General features: G+C 50.4%; 14 protein-coding genes. 8 read left to right on the top strand and 6 right to left on the bottom strand.

The window, feature by feature from the left end; genetic code table 11:
• The first annotated feature begins 144 nt into the window (after nucleotides 1-144).
• The 8 genes from P2H89_RS04435 to P2H89_RS04400 all read left to right on the top strand — a co-directional run bounded on the left by P2H89_RS04435 (nucleotide 145) and on the right by P2H89_RS04400 (nucleotide 11,151).
• Complete coding sequence (locus tag P2H89_RS04435; RefSeq protein WP_275825322.1) at nucleotides 145-705, top strand: RNA polymerase sigma factor; 561 nt, start codon at nucleotides 145-147, stop codon at nucleotides 703-705.
• The gene (locus P2H89_RS04430) at nucleotides 695-2,761 is read left to right on the top strand and encodes a hypothetical protein (protein WP_275825321.1); all 2,067 of its coding nucleotides are present in this window, start codon (nucleotides 695-697) and stop codon (nucleotides 2,759-2,761) included. The genes P2H89_RS04435 and P2H89_RS04430 overlap by 11 nt, the downstream gene beginning before the upstream one ends.
• A 162-nt stretch (nucleotides 2,762-2,923) precedes the next feature.
• Complete coding sequence (metG, locus tag P2H89_RS04425; RefSeq protein ID WP_275825319.1) at nucleotides 2,924-5,035, top strand: methionine--tRNA ligase; 2,112 nt, start codon at nucleotides 2,924-2,926, stop codon at nucleotides 5,033-5,035.
• Nucleotides 5,036-5,115: 80 nt separating this feature from the next.
• Nucleotides 5,116-5,982, top strand: a complete 867-nt coding sequence (locus tag P2H89_RS04420) for an NAD(P)-dependent oxidoreductase (protein WP_275825318.1) — start codon at nucleotides 5,116-5,118, stop codon at nucleotides 5,980-5,982.
• Nucleotides 5,983-6,216: 234 nt separating this feature from the next.
• On the top strand, nucleotides 6,217-8,622 hold the full coding sequence (locus P2H89_RS04415; RefSeq protein ID WP_275825317.1) for a 3-hydroxyacyl-CoA dehydrogenase/enoyl-CoA hydratase family protein: 2,406 nt from the start codon (nucleotides 6,217-6,219) through the stop codon (nucleotides 8,620-8,622).
• Between the two features lie 123 nt (nucleotides 8,623-8,745).
• The gene (locus P2H89_RS04410; RefSeq protein WP_275825316.1) at nucleotides 8,746-9,414 is read left to right on the top strand and encodes a peptidase M10; all 669 of its coding nucleotides are present in this window, start codon (nucleotides 8,746-8,748) and stop codon (nucleotides 9,412-9,414) included.
• Between the two features lie 37 nt (nucleotides 9,415-9,451).
• A complete protein-coding gene (locus P2H89_RS04405; protein ID WP_275825315.1) occupies nucleotides 9,452-10,348 on the top strand; it encodes an ABC transporter ATP-binding protein in 897 nt (298 codons plus the stop codon).
• 2 nt (nucleotides 10,349-10,350) lie between these two features.
• On the top strand, nucleotides 10,351-11,151 hold the full coding sequence (locus tag P2H89_RS04400) for an ABC transporter permease (protein WP_275825314.1): 801 nt from the start codon (nucleotides 10,351-10,353) through the stop codon (nucleotides 11,149-11,151).
• A gap of 33 nt (nucleotides 11,152-11,184) precedes the next feature.
• Here the strand turns inward: P2H89_RS04400 and P2H89_RS04395 are convergent, their stop codons facing one another.
• The 6 genes from P2H89_RS04395 to murG all read right to left on the bottom strand — a co-directional run bounded on the left by P2H89_RS04395 (nucleotide 11,185) and on the right by murG (nucleotide 19,695).
• On the bottom strand, nucleotides 11,185-12,120 hold the full coding sequence (locus P2H89_RS04395; RefSeq protein WP_275825313.1) for a TIGR01777 family oxidoreductase: 936 nt from the start codon (nucleotides 12,118-12,120) through the stop codon (nucleotides 11,185-11,187).
• 153 nt (nucleotides 12,121-12,273) lie between these two features.
• A complete protein-coding gene (ftsZ, locus tag P2H89_RS04390) occupies nucleotides 12,274-14,145 on the bottom strand; it encodes a cell division protein FtsZ (protein WP_275825312.1) in 1,872 nt (623 codons plus the stop codon).
• Nucleotides 14,146-14,383: 238 nt separating this feature from the next.
• Entirely contained in the window at nucleotides 14,384-15,763 is a 1,380-nt protein-coding gene (ftsA, locus tag P2H89_RS04385) for a cell division protein FtsA (RefSeq protein ID WP_275825311.1), read from the bottom strand.
• Nucleotides 15,764-15,940: 177 nt separating this feature from the next.
• Complete coding sequence (locus P2H89_RS04380) at nucleotides 15,941-17,023, bottom strand: hypothetical protein (protein WP_275825310.1); 1,083 nt, start codon at nucleotides 17,021-17,023, stop codon at nucleotides 15,941-15,943.
• A gap of 126 nt (nucleotides 17,024-17,149) precedes the next feature.
• Nucleotides 17,150-18,568 carry a UDP-N-acetylmuramate--L-alanine ligase gene (murC, locus tag P2H89_RS04375; protein ID WP_275825309.1) on the bottom strand — a complete coding sequence of 473 codons (1,419 nt, stop codon included), beginning with the start codon at nucleotides 18,566-18,568 and terminating at the stop codon, nucleotides 17,150-17,152.
• Nucleotides 18,569-18,585: 17 nt separating this feature from the next.
• Nucleotides 18,586-19,695: an undecaprenyldiphospho-muramoylpentapeptide beta-N-acetylglucosaminyltransferase gene (gene murG, locus P2H89_RS04370; RefSeq protein ID WP_275825308.1), complete on the bottom strand. Its 1,110-nt coding sequence runs from the start codon at nucleotides 19,693-19,695 to the stop codon at nucleotides 18,586-18,588.

The following is a 19,695-nucleotide window of genomic DNA, read 5'->3' as shown; positions in this document are numbered from 1 at the left end:
CTGCACGCCGGGCCTTTTTTATGTTATTCAGGCAAATTTGGCAGATTCCCCAACCTTTCACATCTCTCCTTACGTCAATAGATAGAGTACCGGCATCCGTGTGGCAGAGCAATCAGATACAGTCACCACCTATACAAACCAATCGTGCTAACAAACCGGGATGATATCATAGAAGGCTGCAAAAAACAAGATCCAAAGAGCCAGGAGGCCCTTTACAAAGCTTGTTATCCGGGCATGATCAAGCTATGTGCCCGTTATGCCCGGGACGCCGATGAAGCAGCCTCTCTGTTCAACGAAGGCATGCTGAAAGTCTTCAACACCCTGCATCAATACGAAGGCCGGGGCGATTGGATGGGATGGGTACGCCGCATTATGGTGAATACCTGTATCGATCAATGCCGCCGCCAGGCCAAATTCAATCATCAGCCATTAGAGATCGTATCGGGCGACAACAACTCGATCGACCCGGATATCTACAACCGGTTATCTGCCAACGACGTCATGCGCCTCCTGCAGGAGCTGCCCCGTAATACCGCCCTCGTCTTCAATTTGTATGTACTGGAAGGATTTAAACATGAAGAAGTAGGCCAGCTGTTAGGCATAGCAGCAGGCACTTCCAAATGGCATCTCAATGAAGCCAGGCGACTTTTAAAACACAAACTGGATACATTATTGAATAAAGAAATCTACTCAAATGCGATCTGAACATCAACATATAGACGACTTCTTCCGTAAGAAGGAAGAGGAGTACCAGCACGATTCCGGCGATCCCGGAGCCGGCTGGGAACAGATGAAAGCGCTGTTGACGCCCGGACTGCCCCCTGCCCCCAAAGGCTTCCGTATGCTGTCGACACGCCGCATTGTCAAGTACCTGGGCGGATTTACCGTGGTAACCGTAATGACACTGGTAGCCATTACCACCCTACCTTCCAAAAAGAAGATGGCCACCGGCAAAACGCTGGCCGCCAAATCAACCACTACATCTGGCAGCAGGCAGCAACTGGCAACTACGCAGCCAGCCGATACCCAGATGCCCCGGCCAAGGTTGCTGGAGAAAAAGAAGGAAATACCAACCACAGTTAGAAAGGCGGTAAAACCAACCCTACCGGCAAGCAGCGGCAACGGTCATCCGAGGCCCACGCAATCTGCCCCTGTAAAAAGGGCGATAACGCCAAAGCCTTCAGAGAAGCCACTGCCCCGGCCATCACAACCGGCCGACAGGGCGCAGCACAACACTTCCAAACCGATAAACTCTACAACAACCCATCACAAAACCACCGATAATACCGGCCTCCACAACGCATTGGCCATAGCGGATCCTGGCCGTATCACGCAGCCATCGACCGGGCAAAACAGCTATGTCGCAGGTAGCGAAAAGCCTGTCGATGCACAAAATAATTCACCTGTAGTAAAGCTAAACCTCGGTACAGGGTCGGGCCCCACCGCCAGCTCAGGAACCGAACTTACCGAAGTGATCAAGCTCACCCCCGCGCAGGCAAGGGAGAAACTGAATCAGTTTTACAAACAAATCGATAAGCCGGCACAACGCTATAACTACCACGTAAGCCAGGAAGCCACCATCACTGGTCAGCAGGGTACCCGGCTTATCATCCCCGCCAACGCCTTTGCCAACCGGAAAGGCGAGATCAGGAATGAAATAGTGACCATTGTACTTAAAGAATACTATTCGTACGACGATATGATCGCGGCCAAACTCTCCACCACAGCCGGCGACCAACAATTGATCTCCGGTGGTATGGTATATGTCGAAGCACAGGTAAATGGCGAAAAAGTGAACATTGCGCCCGGCAAACAGATCAACCTGCAAATGCCTACTCCTACAGTTGATCCCGATATGCAGCTGTTCAAAGGCACCCGCAGCAGTATCAAAAATGCCTTCCAGGCAAAATTCATGGACAACCGCATGATCGACACCATCCGGTTTCTGAAGAAAGAAGCCGATGAAAATGGAGAAATCGATTGGGTAGCCATGGGGCAAAGGCCAGGATTTGATGACCTGCTCAACCGGCAGATCAGGGTATTCAATCCTTTCGGAGATCCTTATCTGGTGCGTCACTCCAATAAAATAAAGGCCTGGTTCTATGTTTCTAAAAATTGTAAATACTCCGATCAGGAGATGAAAGAAAAGATCAGGGCGCACTCCAATTACTATTACGACAAAATAAAGATCAGGCGGGTACTGGTAGCGCCCGTCGCCAATTACAATTCGAGAGAAGATGTTGCCTCGATCGCCGGCGACTCAGTATACATGACCTTCCGGCAGGCATTGCGTAAAAAACTGCTTACCACCGAAGACAGTCTGCAAGTGTTGACACAACTGCGCCAGGAAGATGAACGACAGAACCAGCGCCGCGAGCTCATGAACAAATACAGCTTCCCCATCACCGGGCTCGGCTGGTACAATTGCGATAAGTTCAACAATGTAGAAGGCCCGAAAATCCTGTTCACCTTTAAAGCGGGTGAAGGATTTGAACCCGGCACAATGGTCTCACACCTGGTATTCACCCGTTACAAATCCATCTTAAGGGGCGCTTATGATGGTAACAAGATAGAATTTGGCCGCGTGCCCAAAGATGAGCCGGTGAAAGTTGTATGCATTGGCATCAAAAACGGAAAAGTGATGGCCTGCGTGCAGGAGCTCAACACCGGACGTGAAGCGATCGGACAGCTGGCCTTTAGAGAAACATCGCCCGACCAATTCAGACAAAACCTGCAAGACCTGGCCAAGGTGCTTCCCTAACGCATCACCGCCTTCCTATAGCAAAAAACAAACAGGGGCTGCCATCCGGCAGCCCCATTTCCGGGTTCTCCGTCAAATAGCTATTTTTGCAGACATTTGCGGCAATCAACGACAGCCAGCGGCTGACATGCCCGTAATTAAGCAGTAAAAGACGATTTGACAATGACAGACTTTAAGAGATACCTGGTAACCGCCGCACTTCCTTACGCCAATGGGCCCATTCATATCGGGCACCTGGCAGGTTGTTACCTTCCGGCCGACATTTATGTACGCTTTCAGCGTGCCCGCAAAAAAGACATCAAATTTATCTGTGGCAGTGATGAACATGGAGTGCCTATCCAGATCCGCGCCATGCGCGAAGGCACTACACCGCAAGCTGTAGTAGATAAATACCATAAACTGATGGGAGATACCTTCGAACAAATGGGCATCTCCTTCGATATCTATTCCCGTACCTCCAACAAGATCCACCACGAAACAGCGGCCGCATTCTTCAAGAAGCTGTACGATGATGGGCTATTCGAGGAAAAAGAATCGGAACAGTACTACGATGAAAAGGCTAACGCCTTCCTGGCCGACCGCTACATCGTTGGTACCTGCCCGGTTTGCGGCAACGAAAACGCCTACGGTGACCAATGCGAAAGGTGTGGCTCCTCCCTGAGCCCCGAGCAACTGATCAACCCACGCAGTACACTCAGCGATGCCGTGCCCGTAAAAAGGAAAACCAAACACTGGTACCTGCCGCTGCAGAACTACGAGCCCTGGCTCAAAGAATGGTTGCTGGAAGGCCACAAAGACTGGAAGAATAACGTATACGGCCAATGCAAAAGCTGGCTCGATAACGGACTGCAACCCCGCGCCATGACGCGCGACAGCAGCTGGGGCGTAAAAGTGCCCCTGCCCAATACAGAAGGGAAAGTGCTGTACGTTTGGTTCGATGCACCCATCGGCTACATCAGTGCCACCAAAGAGCTTACTGAACAGTGGGGCGATTATTGGCAACAGAACGATACCAAGCTGGTGCATTTCATTGGCAAGGACAATATCGTGTTCCATTGCATCATTTTCCCTGCGATGTTGAAGGCGCATGGCAATTTCGTATTGCCCGAGAACGTGCCGGCCAACGAGTTCCTGAACCTTGAGGGAGATAAGGTATCCACCAGCCGCAACTGGGCCGTGTGGGTAGATGAATACATGAAGGATTTTCCCGATCAGCAGGACCTGCTGCGCTATGTACTTTGCGCCAACGCTCCGGAAACCAAAGACAACGACTTTACCTGGAAAGATTTCCATACGAGGGTCAATAGTGAACTGGTAGATATTTTCGGCAACTTCGAGAACCGTGCACTGGTACTGATGCACAAACTTTGCGGTGGCAAGGTACCCGCCTTCCATGCAGATATAGCCGATAAGGCTGATGAAGACCTCATCGCTGCTTTTGAAAGCACCAAAACGAAAGTGGAGAACCTGCTGGAGCAATATAAGTTCCGCGATGCCCTGTTTGAAGTGATCGAACTGGCGCGGAAGGGCAATAAATACATGCAGGATAAAGAGCCCTGGATCGTAGCTAAAAGTCTGGCCGAAAAACCAGCAAACCAGAAGCGCATCGACAACTGCCTGCACGTGTGCCTACAGCTCACCGCCAACCTCGCCATCCTGATCAATCCCTTCCTGCCATTCACGGCGAAGAAGATGATCCATAAGCTGAAGGTGGTAGAGAAAATGCTCGAATGGGAAAATGCCGGAAAGGCAAAGTTGCTCAGTGTAGGCTATAGCCTGCGCGAACCGCAATTGCTGTTCCGTAAATTAGAAGCTCCCGAAATACAGGCACAGGTCGACAAACTCAAAGCCGGATTGGTGAAACCAGCCAATGCCGCTAACAGCGCCGGCAAGGATGCGAAAGAAGCACCCGCCTCCACGGAGGAAGCACCTGCATCTCCGGTTAAGGCCGAGATCGTTTATGATGATTTCGCAAAGATCGATTTGAAGGTGGGTACCATCCTCACAGCAGAAAAGGTAGCCAAGGCCGATAAGCTGCTGAAGCTCGAAGTAGACCTCGGTTTTGAAAAGCGCACCATCGTATCAGGCATCGCCCTGCACTTCAAGCCCGAAGAGATCATCGGTCAGCAGGTAGTGGTAGTGACCAACCTGGCGCCGCGCAAAATGAAAGGTATTGAAAGCAATGGCATGATCCTGATGGCAGAAGACAAAGCCGGCAAACTGCATTTCGTCAATCCCAACAACAAAGTCGACGAAGGCTCGGGCGTTAGCTAAACTATTCAAGTAATAAACATAACAAGAAAGCTCAGCCAACAACCGGCTGAGCTTTCTTGTTATAGGGAAAACCATCTGATATGACTTACGGATTTATTGGCCTCGGAAGCCTGGGCACACCCATTGCCCTGAACATTTTGGAAAGAGGCCACTCGCTGCTGGTGTACAACCGCACCATCGAAAAAACAAAACCACTCGCCGACAAAGGCGCCACTGTTTGCCATACTATCGCAGAACTGGCCGCCCAAGCTGATATCGTGTTCACGATGGTCGCCGATGATGCGGCGCTAAAAACCATTACTGCCGGTGAAAACGGATTGTTGCAGCACCTGCAGCCCGGCGCCCTGCACGTGTCGATGAGCACCATCCTGGCACAAACTGCCGGCGAACTGGCGGCCTTACACGAAGCGAAAGGACAACAGTATCTCGCAGCCCCGGTATTTGGCCGGCCTGATGCGGCAGCGGCGCGCAAACTGAACTTCGTGATCTCTGGTCCGCAGGCTGTCCGCGAACAAGCCACCCCTCTGCTGAAAGATGCAGGCGGCGCTGGCGTGTGGGATTTTGGCGATGATGTACTTACCGCCAACACCATAAAGATCTGCGGTAACTTCCTCATTGCATCAGCCATGGAGGCCATAGGCGAAAGCGTATTACTGGCAAAGAACAGTGGTGTTGATCCGCACAAAATGTGGGAAATGTTTGGTCAAACCATCTTCAACACACCGCTGTACCAGAACTACAGCAAGATCATCCTCAACCAGCAATTTGAGCCTGCGGCTTTTACTGCCAAACTGGGCCTCAAAGACCTGAACCTGGTCCTGGACCAGGGCGCTAAGGCCAATCAATCACTCCCCCTGGCCGACCTGCTTAAAAAGCATATGACCCGCCTCGTGGAAAATGGCCAGGCCTCCATCGACTGGAGTGCCGTTTCTCTCGGGGCAAAATAACCAATACCCTGTACCCTCACTCAACCTGTGTGAGGGCACAGGGTATCAGCATCTTATATATAAATTGTTGCCGGCCTCCCCTTACAACGCCCCCTTCCAAATCCCGTCGCGATGCAACCGCTGCTTTTACCCAACCTTACCACAACTCCGCCAGACTTAACGCTGCAGCACTTTTTTATTCCCCCTTTTTTATTACCTTCGGGTTAAATAGTTGTTTAACTAACTAATTATTCTATGTCAAAACGCCTCATCAGGAAAGTCGCCGTACTGGGTAGTGGAGTCATGGGATCAAGGATAGCTTGTCATTTTGCAGGAGTAGGTTTGCAGGTGTTGTTGCTCGACATAGCTCCCTCAGCGTTGACCGATACCGAAAAAGCCAAAGGATTGAACACCGATCATCCGGCTGTAAAGAACCGTATCGTCAATGAGGCACTCACCGCTGCCATCAAATCGAACCCCTCGCCTGTTTATACCAAAGAGGTCGTGAAGCGCATAAAGACCGGCAACTTCACGGATAACATGAAAGATATCGCCGGTTACGATTGGGTGATAGAAGTTGTGGTAGAAAGGCTCGATATCAAACAACAGGTATTTGAAGAAGTAGAAAAATACCGCAAGCCCGGCACCCTCATCACCTCCAATACCTCCGGCATACCCATTCACCTGATGGCAGAAGGCAGGAGTGATGATTTCAAAAAACATTTCTGCGGCACGCACTTCTTCAATCCGCCGCGTTACCTGCGTTTACTGGAAATTATCCCCACACCGCATACCGATCCCGCTGTCATCGATTTTCTGATGCACTACGGAGATCTATATCTTGGTAAAACGACCGTGCTGTGTAAGGACACACCGGCTTTTATTGCAAACCGTATCGGCGTGTTTGGCATCATGGCCATCTTTGGCCTGGTTGAAAAGATGGGCCTCACCATCGATGAGATCGATGCATTGACCGGCCCCATCATCGGCCGTCCCAAATCGGCCACCTTTCGCACGGCCGATGTGGTAGGAATCGACACCCTGGTAAAAGTAGCCAAAGGGGTACATGACAATTGTCCCAACGACGAAGCAAAGGATATTTTCAACATACCGGCCTGGCTCGATAAAATGGTCGAGAACAAATGGCTGGGGGATAAAACCGGTCAGGGCTTTTTCAAGAAGACCAAAGGCGGCGGCGGCGAAAAAGAGATCCTCGTACTCAACCTCAAGACCCTGGAGTACGAAGCGCGCAAGAAACCCAAATTCGCGACAGTCGAAGCTGCCAAACCCATCGACGATCTTAAAACAAGGCTGAAGGCCCTGTGCACAGGCATGGACAAGGCCGGTGATTTCTACCGGCAGTTTCACTATGGCCTTTTCTCTTATATATCACACCGCATTCCTGAGATCAGCGACGACATCTACCGCGTGGATGACGCTATGATGGCCGGCTTCGGTTGGGAGATCGGCGCTTTTGAAAGCTGGGATGTATTGGGCGTGGAAGGCTCCGTCAAAAAAATGCTGGATGCAGGATACGCCGTAGCCCCCTGGGTACAGGAGATGCTGGCAGCCGGCATTAAAACTTTCTTTAAAGTAGAGAATGGCAAAAAGCTCTATTACGATATAGCGTCTAAAGCTTATAAGGCGCTGCCCGGCGGTGAGGCATTCATTGTCATGAAGAACTTTGAGAACCAAACCGTATGGAAGAACAGCTCCTGCCGCACCTATCACCTGGGCGATGATGTGATCGGACTGGAATGGTATACCAAGATGGGCAGCATTGGCGGAGAAGTACTCGAAGGCATTCAAAAATCAATCACCCTCGCAGAAAACCAGTACAAGGGTTTGGTGATTGCGAATGAAGGCACTAACTTCAGTGCCGGTGCAAACGTAGGCATGATCTTCATGCTGGCCATCGAACAGGAATACGATGAGCTCGATATGGCCATCCGCCTCTTCCAGAACACCATGATGCGGGCACGTTATTCCGGTATACCGGTAGTAGTAGCACCACATGCATTATCTTTGGGAGGCGCCTGCGAATTGAGCCTGCATGCTGATAAAGTATGCCCCGCTGCAGAAACTTATATCGGACTGGTAGAACTGGGCGTAGGTCTTATTCCCGGCGGCGGAGGAACCAAAGAATTCGTACTCCGTGCTGGCGATGAAATGCACGAAGATGAGCCCGAGACAATAACATTGAAAAACCGCTTTCTCACGATTGCTACAGCCAAAGTAGCCACTTCTGCCGCAGAAGCCTTCGATCTCGGCATCCTGCGCAAAGGACATGACGAAGTGATCCTCAACCAGGGACGCCGTATAGCAGAAGCAAAGAAAAGTGTACTCGAAATTTACGATAGTGGCTATGTAACACCCGTACAACGTACCGATGTAAAAGTGCTTGGCCGTTCCGCATTGGGCGCCCTGTACGCAGGCATCAACGGTATGTGGCGCGCCGGTTACGCAACCGACCACGATGTGGTAGTGGCCAAAAAACTGGCCTATGTAATGTGCGGAGGCGATCTGAGCGAACAATCAACTGTTTCGGAACAATACCTGCTCGACCTGGAAAGAGAAGCCTTCCTGAGTCTGTGCGGTGAAAAGAAAACACTCGAAAGGATACAAAGCGTACTGAAGGCCGGAAAGCCCATACGCAACTAAGGATACTGTTAACGTTCAATTTCAAAAGGGTCACATGAGAAAGCCCGGGCGTAACCACCATGGTTACGCCCTTTTTTTATATCTTCAGCGTCCCTAACCCCACCACCACAAACGAACGACCTCATGGGAGAAGCCGAACTCAACAGATCGTCCCAGCAACTCACTATACATTCCATATTTTACTTTTATGGAGAAGCTGCCACAGCGAGCCTGGCTATCAAAATAGCCGACGATATCAGCCAGTGCTGGAACGAACCCGAGGCCACCATCACCATTCACCACCACCCGTATAACGTCAGGTTTCAGATAGAAGGTATCTACGCACCCGATCTGCAACCCGACAAAGTATGGTACAACGATCAGCCCCGGCTCAACTTTTTCCGCATCGAAGAATTTGTAGGCGGCAACGTATCGTTTGTCGATGAGATCGGCAGCAATACCGGCTATTTCAAACTCGAGAACCTGCTGCAAACCCCTACCACCGCAGCGCATGAATACGGGCATACCCTCGGCCTTAAACACCCGAAGAACCTCGATCTCCGCGGAGGCGGCATGCCCTGCATTATGCACCCAAGAGGCACCCTCGTAGATCCTCCCCTGCAGTATTACCCCACGGCAAAGCCCGGCGAAAACGGCGGCACCCTTAATCCCATTTACCGTAAAGTACTGCCGGTCGATATCGAAGCCCTCAGGCTGCACAAACTCGATTTCAACCAGCAGGGACTTGCCACCGTTGGCGAATACAGCAGCCTATACCACGAAAAACACCGCCCGGAGGATTTCCAACAGTAAAAAGAAATCACCATCTTTATACCTAATCAACTTATCCATGGCAATTCTCTCCGTCGATAACCTGCGTAAGCATTACGGCCCGGTACAGGCATTGAAAGGCGTTAGCTTCAATGTTCCCAAAGGAGCAGTATTCGGCATCCTGGGGCCCAATGGAAGCGGGAAAACGACCCTGCTCGGCATCATCGTCGATATCCTGAGAGCCAACTCGGGGTCGGTGATGCTGTTCGACGAAAAGCCCCGCCCCGAACATCGCCGGCGGATAGGCACCTTCCTCGAAACTCCGAACTTCTACCATTACCTCAATGCCGTGCAGAACCTGGAGATCGCCGCCGCCATCAAAGGCCATGGAAAAGAAGATATAGAACACGTACTGCGCCAAGTAAGCCTGGACCAACGCAAGCATTCCAAGTTCAGCACTTATTCATTGGGTATGAAACAGCGCCTGGCCATTGCTTCCTGCATGCTGGGCAACCCCGAAGTAATGATCTTCGACGAACCCACCAATGGCCTCGACCCGGTAGGCATAGCAGAAACCCGCGAGCTGATCAAAAAACTGAACCGGGAAGGAAAAACCATCATCATGGCCAGCCACCTGCTCGATGAAGTAGAAAAAGTGTGTACCCATGTAGCCATCCTGCAAAAGGGCACCCTGATCACCCACGGCCATGTAGATGAGATATTGGTGCAGGAAGACATCGTTGAAACCAACGCTATCGACAACAACCGGTTACTATCCGCCGTACAACATTTTCCCGGTGCTATCAAAGTTCATTTGAATGGACAACATGTGGAACTGTCCTTCGAACCGGGCACCGCCAACCTCGAAGCGATCAACAGGCATTGCTTCGACCAGGGTATCGTACTCAACCACCTGCGCCTGCGCAAAAAGAGTCTCGAAGCCAAATTCTTTGAACTTACCCAAAACAACAACTGATCATGCGGCAACTACTCGCTATAGAATGGATGAAACTGAAGTCCTACCGCACCTTCTGGATACTCTCCGGCTTATACCTGTTCAGCATACTTGGGCTCAACCTCATTGCATTCCGTGTTCAACAATCGATCTATGAAGCCAAGGAAGCGCAGGGCATGGCCGAAATGGTACTCGGAAGTACACCTTATTCCTTCCCAACTACCTGGCAGATGACCTCCTTTATGTCCAGCTTTCTGCTGTTCATACCAGGCCTCATCATGGTCATCCAGCTCACCAATGAATTCAGCTACCGCACCCACCGGCAAAATATCATAGACGGATGGAACAGGCGTGAATTCATCACTGTTAAGATCATGCTGGCCATGATCATGTCGGCCATTTCTACTTTGATGGTCATCGTTACAGCCACTATCTTCGGCTTCGCTGATGGCAACCGTTCATTCAGTGTCGAAAACTTCCAGTATATCCCTTATGCCTTTTTGCAAGCTTTCAGCTACTCGATGGTAGCGCTTCTAATTGCCGTCCTGGTAAAAAGAGGTGGATTGGCTATAGGCATTTACTTTATGTATTCTGTGATCATTGAAGATGTCGTAAAGCTATTGCTGAATATGCATGGAGGCTCTGCAGGTCGATACCTGCCGTTGCAATCGAGCGATGAACTGATCCGACTTCCCTTGCTGCAAAACGCACAGGATAAATTCTGGGCGCCAGCCAATCCAGTCATCATGCTTATCGTCGCGTTGACCTACCTGGCAGCGTATATCTTCTTTGTAATCCGGAAATTCGAGACCGACGATCTGTAGCTGGCATTGCAGCAACCCAACAACAGGGTTTACTCAATGCTTTTTAGTGAGATCATTTAACGCCGGCTCGATCGTGGGATACAGGAACTGAAATCCCTCGTGGCTGATCTTACTATTGCTAACGGTAGCACTCTTCAGCACTTCAATGCTTAAACCGCCCACTACGAGCTTCAATACAAAAGAGGGAACATAGAAAGGAATATAGAACCGGCCTTTTACCTTCTCAGCCAGTTTGAGGACGAAATTCTTATTGGTAATTGGTTGCGAAGCCACAGCATTGTACACCCCCTGGATCTTTTCGTTTTCAATGGCGTAGAGGAACAGTCGCGCCAGGTCATCAATATGAATCCAGCTGATCACCTGCTTGCCGCTGCCAAGGATAGCCGCGACACCAAACTTCACCGGCTTCAGGAACTCCGTAAGCGCCCCACCCTCTTTACTCAGAGCCACCCCAATGCGGAACTTTACCAGCCGCTTGCCCGGCATCTCCTGCACAGGATCCACACTGGCTTCCCATAACTGGCAGGTTTTGCCCAGGAACTCATCGTCCGCCGCATCCGTTTCAATAAAAGCCTGCTTGCCACGCGGCCGCTTAATATCATCACCATAATAGCCAATGCCGGAAGGGTTGATCAGGAGCTTTACCTTATTCTTCTCCTCCCGCAGGGTCTTTACCAGCAACTCACCGCCACGCACCCGGCTGTCAATGATTTCCTGCTTTCTCTTTTTGCTCCATCGCTTATCGGCCACGCCGGCGCCGGCCAGGTTAATGATACAGTCGGCCTTTTGCACTGCTGCTACGTCGATCACTCCTTTGTCCGGATCCCAATGCGCTTCGGAATATTGTTCCTTACCGGTAGTCGCCTGTTTCCGGGTAAGCACGATCACATCAAAGCCTTTACTGATCAGCAATTGAGTCACCGCTTTCCCTACCAATCCTGTTCCGCCGGTAATGAGAATGGTTGCCATAAGGAGTTCCGTTTATGAGTATGGTTCAGGGTTCCAAGTTACGCCAAAAAAAAATCCCTCCTGAGGAATCAGGAGGGAAACAACTAAAAACAACAATCGCTGCATGTTTAAATAGACTTCATTTTTTGCAGGGACTTGAGGTACAGAAAATATTTAGTCGGGCTTCTTACCATCGAGAAAAGTGTTGATGGTAGTGAGGTGCCCGTTGTTATTGTCGTCGGCCTTGACTTCAACATTGCTGTAGAAATTCTCTACGTTGGTGATGGTGTTGTAGAGTTCCAAATTGCGGCGGATGTAAGCCGGCACGGTTTCAAACTCATTGTTAGGATCGGCAGCATTGATGTTGAATGACAGATTACGTAATTTCTGTATCCGCTCAGCTGCCCGGCGTTTTTGTTCCTCTGCTTCGTCCTGCGGAGCAGGTTCCTCAACAGAAGCGTTCGCCATAACAATTGGGTGAGCATGATGGGCCCCAGGCTCCTCCGCCGCTGGAATGTCGTCTTTGAACACGAGTTGCATGTCATTGGAAGGTTCTTCTTCCTGGGTTGTTTTAGCACCCGTATGCAAGACAGGTTCCTTCACAGGAGCATGTTCTTGGATGGATTCCTCTCTTTTCGGTTCTGCATAAATATTGGTAGGCCTGGCCAGGTATCCTCCGGACGCTGCAGACGTCGAAGAATTAGTTATACCGGATTGAGTGGTAGATGTTGGTTGAGAAGGTACGGTAACGGGAGTTTCGGCAGGTTTGGATGGCTGCGAAAGTACCCATTCAATCCTTTCAGATTCTGCTTTTACCTCGGGATTTTTGTCCACAGTATTTTTACTAGGCTCCTCATTCGTAAAAAGCTCCAGCGGTGTAAACTTCGGCAAAGGTTCCGCATCCACCAGCTTGGGCGCCAGCTCTTCCCGGATCGTAGGCTCCAACGGAGCAGGCTTGTCCTTCTTAGGCTCCGGAGCCACCTTTGCTTTAGGCTCGGACTGGGCATTCAACGACAACACGATCTTTTCTTCCTTTTTGGGCGCCGCGGCCTTCTTTTCTTCACGCTTGGTGAAAGGATCTTTGTATTCAAAACCGGTAGCGATCAGCGTAATACCGATCTGGTCGCCCAGCGATGCATCATAACCCATACCCAATATCACATCCGTGCCCTCGCCTGCCTGTGACAGCAAGTAGTTTTGGATAATGTCCACTTCATCCATGGTAAACTCATGCTCGCCTTCGGCAGAGTTGATGTTGATCAGTATCCATTTGGCACCGCTGATCTCGTTATCGTTCAGCAAAGGAGAGTTCAGCGCTTCTTCGATCGCACGTTGAGCCCTGTCTTCACCGCCCGCAGCAGCATTACCCAGGATCGCCACACCACCGTTACGCATAACGGTGCAAACATCCGCAAAGTCAACGTTGATCTGACCGGTACTATTGATAACATCCGTAATACACTTGGCTGCGGTAGCCAGTACATTATCAGCTTTATTGAAGGCTTCCTTCATCTTCAGGTTACCAAACTGATGACGCAGTTTATCATTGCTGATCACCAGCAGGGTGTCCACGTATTGCTTCATCACCCGGATACCTTCTTCCGCCTGCAACTGACGCTTCTTTCCCTCATAAGAGAAAGGAGTCGTTACGATACCTACGGTAAGGATACCCAGGTCACGGCATATCTTGGAAATGGTAGGAGCACCACCCGTTCCAGTACCACCGCCCATACCGGCGGTGATGAATGCCATCTTGGTGTTCACCTCGAGGATACGTTTGATCTCCTCCAGGCTCTCCTCTGTGGCCAAACGGCCAATATCTGGATTAGCGCCTGCACCCAACCCTTGAGTAAGATGTGGCCCTAATTGAATTTTGTTAGGCACACGACTCTGCGCGATCGCCTGAGCATCCGTATTACAAATAATGAAGTTCACCCCTTCGATCTGCTGACCGAACATATGGTTCACCGCATTACTACCACCACCACCTACACCAATGACCTTGATGATAGATGATTTTTCCTTTGGCAAATCAAAATGAATCATAGCTTTCTTTTTTTGTCTCACCAGGCCTTGCTTCCCCGAAAGCCCATCTCGAGACTATTAAAAATAACAGGTTAGTAAAAATCAAGGAGTACCGGAACAATAACCACTCCAATAATTGTTAACGTAGGGTCGGTACATAATTCCTTGCATAAATTTCCATAGGCAAGCAATTCAAGCGGAACACCATCCAGCGCATCGATCATTCACCATGCACATCCGGCATTCATGCTGCAATCACTTACAGCGCATGATCTTCTTCCTCTTTGAACAGATCGATGATGCCGTCCTTGAATTTGCCCCAGAAATCTTTAACGCCTTTCCTGTTGTTCTTGATCCTTTCTATTGGTGCTTCTTCTGTTGTATCTTCCACTTCTTCTACTTCGGCTGTCTTTTTCAGCGCTTCTGGTATCTCCACCTTTTTGAAGCGGTGCTCAAACTGCTTTCGGTTGCTCTCGTAATCACTGTATCCTTTCAGAATGAGACCGATACAGGTTGAGTACGTAGGCTTGGCCAGTTCTTCAATATGTCCCGCAGCCAGATGCTCGGTAGGATAACCGATCCGTGCATTGAGGCCCGTTACATATTCAGTCAGTTGTATCAGGTGACGCAATTGCGAACCACCACCCGTGATCACCACACCACCATTCAGCACGCGGTTGTCCATACCCACCTGCTTCAGGTGGTAGGTCACGAAATCCATGATCTCGCTCATACGCGCCTGTATGATGTTTGCCAGGTTCTTCACGCTGATCTCCTTGGCAGGCATGCCGCGCAGACCAGGAATGGTAATGAAAGCATTGCCACGGGCCTCATTGGCGAGGGCACTGCCAAACTGCACTTTCATTTGCTCTGCCTGGGTCTTCAAAACACCCAGACCGGTCTTGATATCGTTGGTAATGTTCTCTCCACCAAAAGGAATAACAGCGGTATGCTTCAGGATACCTTCGTAGAACACGGCGAGGTCGGTAGTACCACCACCAATATCGACGATGGCCACACCGGCTTCCAGGTCTTCATGACCCATTACAGCGGCAGCTGAAGCCAGCGGCTGCAATACCAGGTCTTTGGTGATGAGGCCACTCTTTTCCACCGCCCGGTTGATATTGCGGATAGCATTCTTATCACCGGTAATGATGTGGAAATTAGCACCCACCTTTACACCACCATACCCAATCGGGTTGGGGATGTTCTGGAAATTGTCTACCGTAAACTCCTGCGGTATCACATCGATGATCTGATCACCGGCAGGGATATAAGTCTTGTACTGATCACCGATCAGCTGATCGATTTCACGTTGCGTAATTTCTTCTTCGTTTTGATGACGCACAATGTCGCCACGGGTTTGAAGGCTCTTGATATGATGGCCTGCAATTCCTACATACACTTCGCTGATCTCGAGATTGGGGTTCGAAGTGTAGCAATTCTCCAAAGCCATTTGAATGGCCTTGATCGTTTCATCGATATTCAATACCTGTCCATGCTTCACACCATTGGAGTTGGCGCGGCCAAAACCAATGATCTCCAGCTTGCCGAATTCGTTCTTTCGGCCGGCAATCGCTGCGATCTTTGTCGTTCCGATGTCCAGCCCGACAATGATGGGTTGTTGCTCGTTGTTCATGCTATCCTGTTTTTAGTTGTTGGTATGTTGATTAGTTGCACACAATGTCGGTACGCATGAACATACTTCATGCGTATCACTACGGTTAATGGTTAAAACTTGCTTCCCGGCTCGCGGTCCCTACAGACCTTGAGCCCGTCCTTGTTAAAGAACTTTCCCTGCTGATTCGCCGGCGTACTATCTGCTTCGCTTCGGCATTACAGCCTTGGGCTGTGGCTTTGCCGGCCCTTGCCGGGCGCCCGGCTTCTTCACGGGTTTGGATGAGGTTTCATAGGATCGGCCTTTCACAGGAAGAGATTTAGGGGAGTTGCTCGTTCGCTTCTGTACATTCGACACGGTGGGTATAGGTGGTTTTTCGGTCGTCGATGCTTTGGCCGGTGAATTGTTCACCGACGATAAACTAACCTGATTAACGGCCGTTTGCCGGCTGGCGGAATCACTCATGGCCCTTTGTGCCGAAGTGATGAGGCCTTGAATACTCCTCGCAGCCTGCGCAGAATCAACCCGCGCCACATAGCTGCCCTTCTTGATGGCGATCACCTGGCGATCGTATTGAACATTCAGCCGCTCGTACACATCCATGCCGGTCTTACTCAACACCAGCTTGTAGAACTGGAGCAGGCGGCCAAACTTTTTCTCATACTCACTGCCGTCGCCAAACTCGATCACATGATTACCCACCATCGGGATCATTTCAAACTTGCGGTCGGGAACAATATCCGTTTGTTCGATCTGCGCCATCCAGAAAGAATCGCGCTGAATGAACAGACTTACCTCTTTGATATGCGCCAGCAACAGGCTGTCGGCCCTGCCCACTTTTACCTTATCGGTAGGAAATCCAGTAAACACCGGCAACCTCGCTGATACTTTCTCCGACAAAGGCAGCCTTTCGCAGCTGCTGTCTATATAAAAACTGTTCCCCGTAGAAGTAAAGATTCTTGCGACCGGTTCCCGCTCGGTGATCTTCACCTGCAATACTTCATTATTATCAAAGAACAATTCAGCATCCCTGATCCATACATTGCGGCGAAGCTTCGCTTCCATCGCCCGCAGGTCGAAGCGCTTCATCGACCGGCCACGGATCACGGTAGAACCATTATTGGTAAGTATCTCTACAACCTCTTTTTTGTTCATGAACCACTGACCACCATTACCAGCCATCGAAATATCGTAGCCAGCGCAGGTCTTGTCATTCCTGTTGCGGATAGCCGCTACCAGCAATACCACCACACCGGCCCCTATGATAGTCCAGAGGGCCATAAACATCAACTTTCTGATATGACGGTTTAGCTTCATTGTTTCGTGCTGTCTCCTAATCGGCCAAGGTCTTTCCTTCGGGTCGTGCCGCAACCTCCGGCTAGTGCCTTCCGAAGCGGATTATATTGACTAATACTTTTCTTCTATGCTCTTCTTAATGGGCTGCACCAGCGCATCGATATCCCCAGCGCCAGCTGTGATCAACAACCAACCCTTACGCGTACCCTTTCCTGCCTCCACATACGCTGCCAATTGTCCATTCACCCATTTCAGTAAGTCTTCCTTACCCAGCAGCTGCTTCTGCTCATTCTTCATTTGTCCAAGGATCAGCTCACTCGTTACACCCTCCATGGGTAATTCCCGGGCCGGATAGATTGGCAACAGGATCACTTCATCGGCCATATCGAGCGTCGCTGCAAACTCCGGGGCAAAATCCCTGGTCCGGCTGAACAGGTGCGGCTGAAACAGCACCGTACAATGCAGGTCGGGAAATAAATTCTTTGCACCGGTGATCAATGCCCTTAACTCCTCCGGATGATGCGCGTAGTCATCGATGAACACGAGCCCTTCCTGCTTTTCGTCTGCCTGCTTCTTCACGATATATTCAAACCGCCGTTTTACCCCTTTAAAGGCATCAACGGCTGCCTTGATCTTTTCATCTTCGATGCCCAGCTGATGGGCAACGGTGATCGCTACGATCACATTCTCGATATTGTGCAGCCCTCCCATATTCAGCACCACATCCTTCAGCGTCCAATCCTTCATCACCACGTCGAAGCGGTAGCTGCCATACAGGTTGCGGATATTGCTGGCATACACGTCGGCCCGCTGGTCATTTAAACTATATGTGAGCCGATTAGGCGTCTTCAGGTCCGCCGATCTTTCCAGGCTGTACTTGCTCAGCAACCATCCACCTTCCTTCACCTTGCCCGAAAACTCGATGAACGCTTCTTCCATTGCTTCCGGCGTACCGTAAATATCCAGGTGATCAGGATCCATAGAAGTGATCACCGCCACATTCGGGCTCAGGCGCAAAAAGCTACGGTCATATTCATCGGCTTCTACCACACAAACATTCCGCTCATCACTCCAGTAATTACTGTTGTAATTCACGGCAATGCCACCGAGAAAAGCATTACAGCCATAACCGCTATGACGCAGCAAATGAGCCGTCATGGTACTTACGGTCGTTTTACCATGCGTACCTGCCACACAGATATTGAAAGAACTATTGGTGATCAACCCCAGCACCTCACTGCGCTTCATCAGGGGATAATTGTGTTGCTGGTAGTAAACCAGCTCCTTATGCCCCTTCGGAACAGCAGGCGTATACACGATCAACTGTGCATCCTGCGGCGCCTGGGAAAGATCTTCTTCATAATGCACCGGAATACCTTCTTCGGTCAGCTTACGGGTGAGGGGTGTTTCCGTTTTATCATAACCGCTCACTGCGCGGCCATGAAACCTGAAATACCTGGCCAAAGCACTCATCCCGATTCCGCCTATCCCGATGAAATATACCTTCTGAATATCTTTAAAGTCGATCATACACTACAGTCATAAACTTATACACTTCCCACATTCGCATCCACCACCTTCAGTATCTCTTTAGCGATCACCTCATCTGCATTGGTAACCGCCAGTTTTGCAATATTGTCTTTCAGCACCGCCTGCTGCGCTTCATTCTTTGCCAGCGCGATCACCGTATTCACCAGCTTTTCCCTGGCCTCGCTGTCTTTCACCAAAATAGCCGCCTGCTTATCGACCAGGTGTTGCGCGTTGACCGTTTGATGGTCTTCGGCTGCAAACGGGAAAGGCACCAGCACCGCCGGCTTTTTCACCACACACAATTCAGCAATCGCCATAGCGCCTGAGCGCGAGATCACCACATCGGCCGCCGCATAGGCATACTCCATCTGCGTAATGAAACTATTGGCCCACACATTCATGTTCTCCACAGCGCGTTCGCTCGCCCGCTCCACATAGGGCTTACCCGATTGCCAGATCAGCTGAATATCATTTTTAGCAAAGAGTTCTATTTGCGCATCCAACGCTTCGTTGATGCCTTTGGCGCCCAGACTTCCCCCAGTCGCCAGCACGGTCTTCTTACCGGCATCGAGTCCAAAGAACTTCATGCCTTCTTCACGGCTGATGTTGTTGGCCGCAATGGTACTGCGTACCGGATTGCCGGTGATCATCAGCTTATCGGCCGGGAAGAACTTTTCCATCCCATCACCTGCTACAAAAACCCGTGTAGCCTTCTTTCCCAGCATCATGTTTGACTTACCCGCAAAGGAATTCGACTCATGAATGAAAGTAGGGATACCCCTTGTTTGAGCATACCGCAACACCGGGAAACTCGAATAACCGCCCACACCGATCACGGCATCGGGCATGAAATCCGTAATGATCTTCCGCACCTGAAAAAAGCTTTTCAGCAGTTTAAAGGGCAGACTGATATTCTTAAGCAAAGAACTTCTGTTGAAACCAGCTATATCCAATCCCTCGATCGGGTAACCGGCCTGCGGCACCTTCTCCATCTCCATTTTCCCTTTCGCACCGATAAACAATACTTCAATGGAAGGCTCGATCTTCCGGAGCGCATTGGCAATCGCAATGGCCGGGAAAATATGCCCGCCAGTGCCACCTCCTGCTATGATGATCCTTTTGTTCAA

Origin of the sequence: Paraflavitalea sp. CAU 1676 (genome assembly GCF_029223285.1) — a bacterium.
GTDB lineage: Bacteria > Bacteroidota > Bacteroidia > Chitinophagales > Chitinophagaceae > Paraflavitalea.
The sequence above is the reverse complement of the archived record's forward strand: the minus strand, read 5'-3'. Positions and strand labels throughout refer to the sequence as shown.

What these genes read in the sequence shown, in the direction of transcription:
- P2H89_RS04430 (WP_275825321.1), top strand. Translation starts at nt 695, where the DNA reads ATGCGATCTGAACATCAACATATAGACGACTTCTTCCGTAAGAAGGAA.
- metG (WP_275825319.1), top strand. Translation starts at nt 2,924, where the DNA reads ATGACAGACTTTAAGAGATACCTGGTAACCGCCGCACTTCCTTACGCC.
- P2H89_RS04420 (WP_275825318.1), top strand. Translation starts at nt 5,116, where the DNA reads ATGACTTACGGATTTATTGGCCTCGGAAGCCTGGGCACACCCATTGCC.
- P2H89_RS04415 (WP_275825317.1), top strand. Translation starts at nt 6,217, where the DNA reads ATGTCAAAACGCCTCATCAGGAAAGTCGCCGTACTGGGTAGTGGAGTC.
- P2H89_RS04410 (WP_275825316.1), top strand. Translation starts at nt 8,746, where the DNA reads ATGGGAGAAGCCGAACTCAACAGATCGTCCCAGCAACTCACTATACAT.
- P2H89_RS04405 (WP_275825315.1), top strand. Translation starts at nt 9,452, where the DNA reads ATGGCAATTCTCTCCGTCGATAACCTGCGTAAGCATTACGGCCCGGTA.
- P2H89_RS04400 (WP_275825314.1), top strand. Translation starts at nt 10,351, where the DNA reads ATGCGGCAACTACTCGCTATAGAATGGATGAAACTGAAGTCCTACCGC.
- P2H89_RS04395 (WP_275825313.1), bottom strand. Translation starts at nt 12,120, where the DNA reads ATGGCAACCATTCTCATTACCGGCGGAACAGGATTGGTAGGGAAAGCG.
- ftsZ (WP_275825312.1), bottom strand. Translation starts at nt 14,145, where the DNA reads ATGATTCATTTTGATTTGCCAAAGGAAAAATCATCTATCATCAAGGTC.
- ftsA (WP_275825311.1), bottom strand. Translation starts at nt 15,763, where the DNA reads ATGAACAACGAGCAACAACCCATCATTGTCGGGCTGGACATCGGAACG.
- P2H89_RS04380 (WP_275825310.1), bottom strand. Translation starts at nt 17,023, where the DNA reads ATGGCCCTCTGGACTATCATAGGGGCCGGTGTGGTGGTATTGCTGGTA.
- murC (WP_275825309.1), bottom strand. Translation starts at nt 18,568, where the DNA reads ATGATCGACTTTAAAGATATTCAGAAGGTATATTTCATCGGGATAGGC.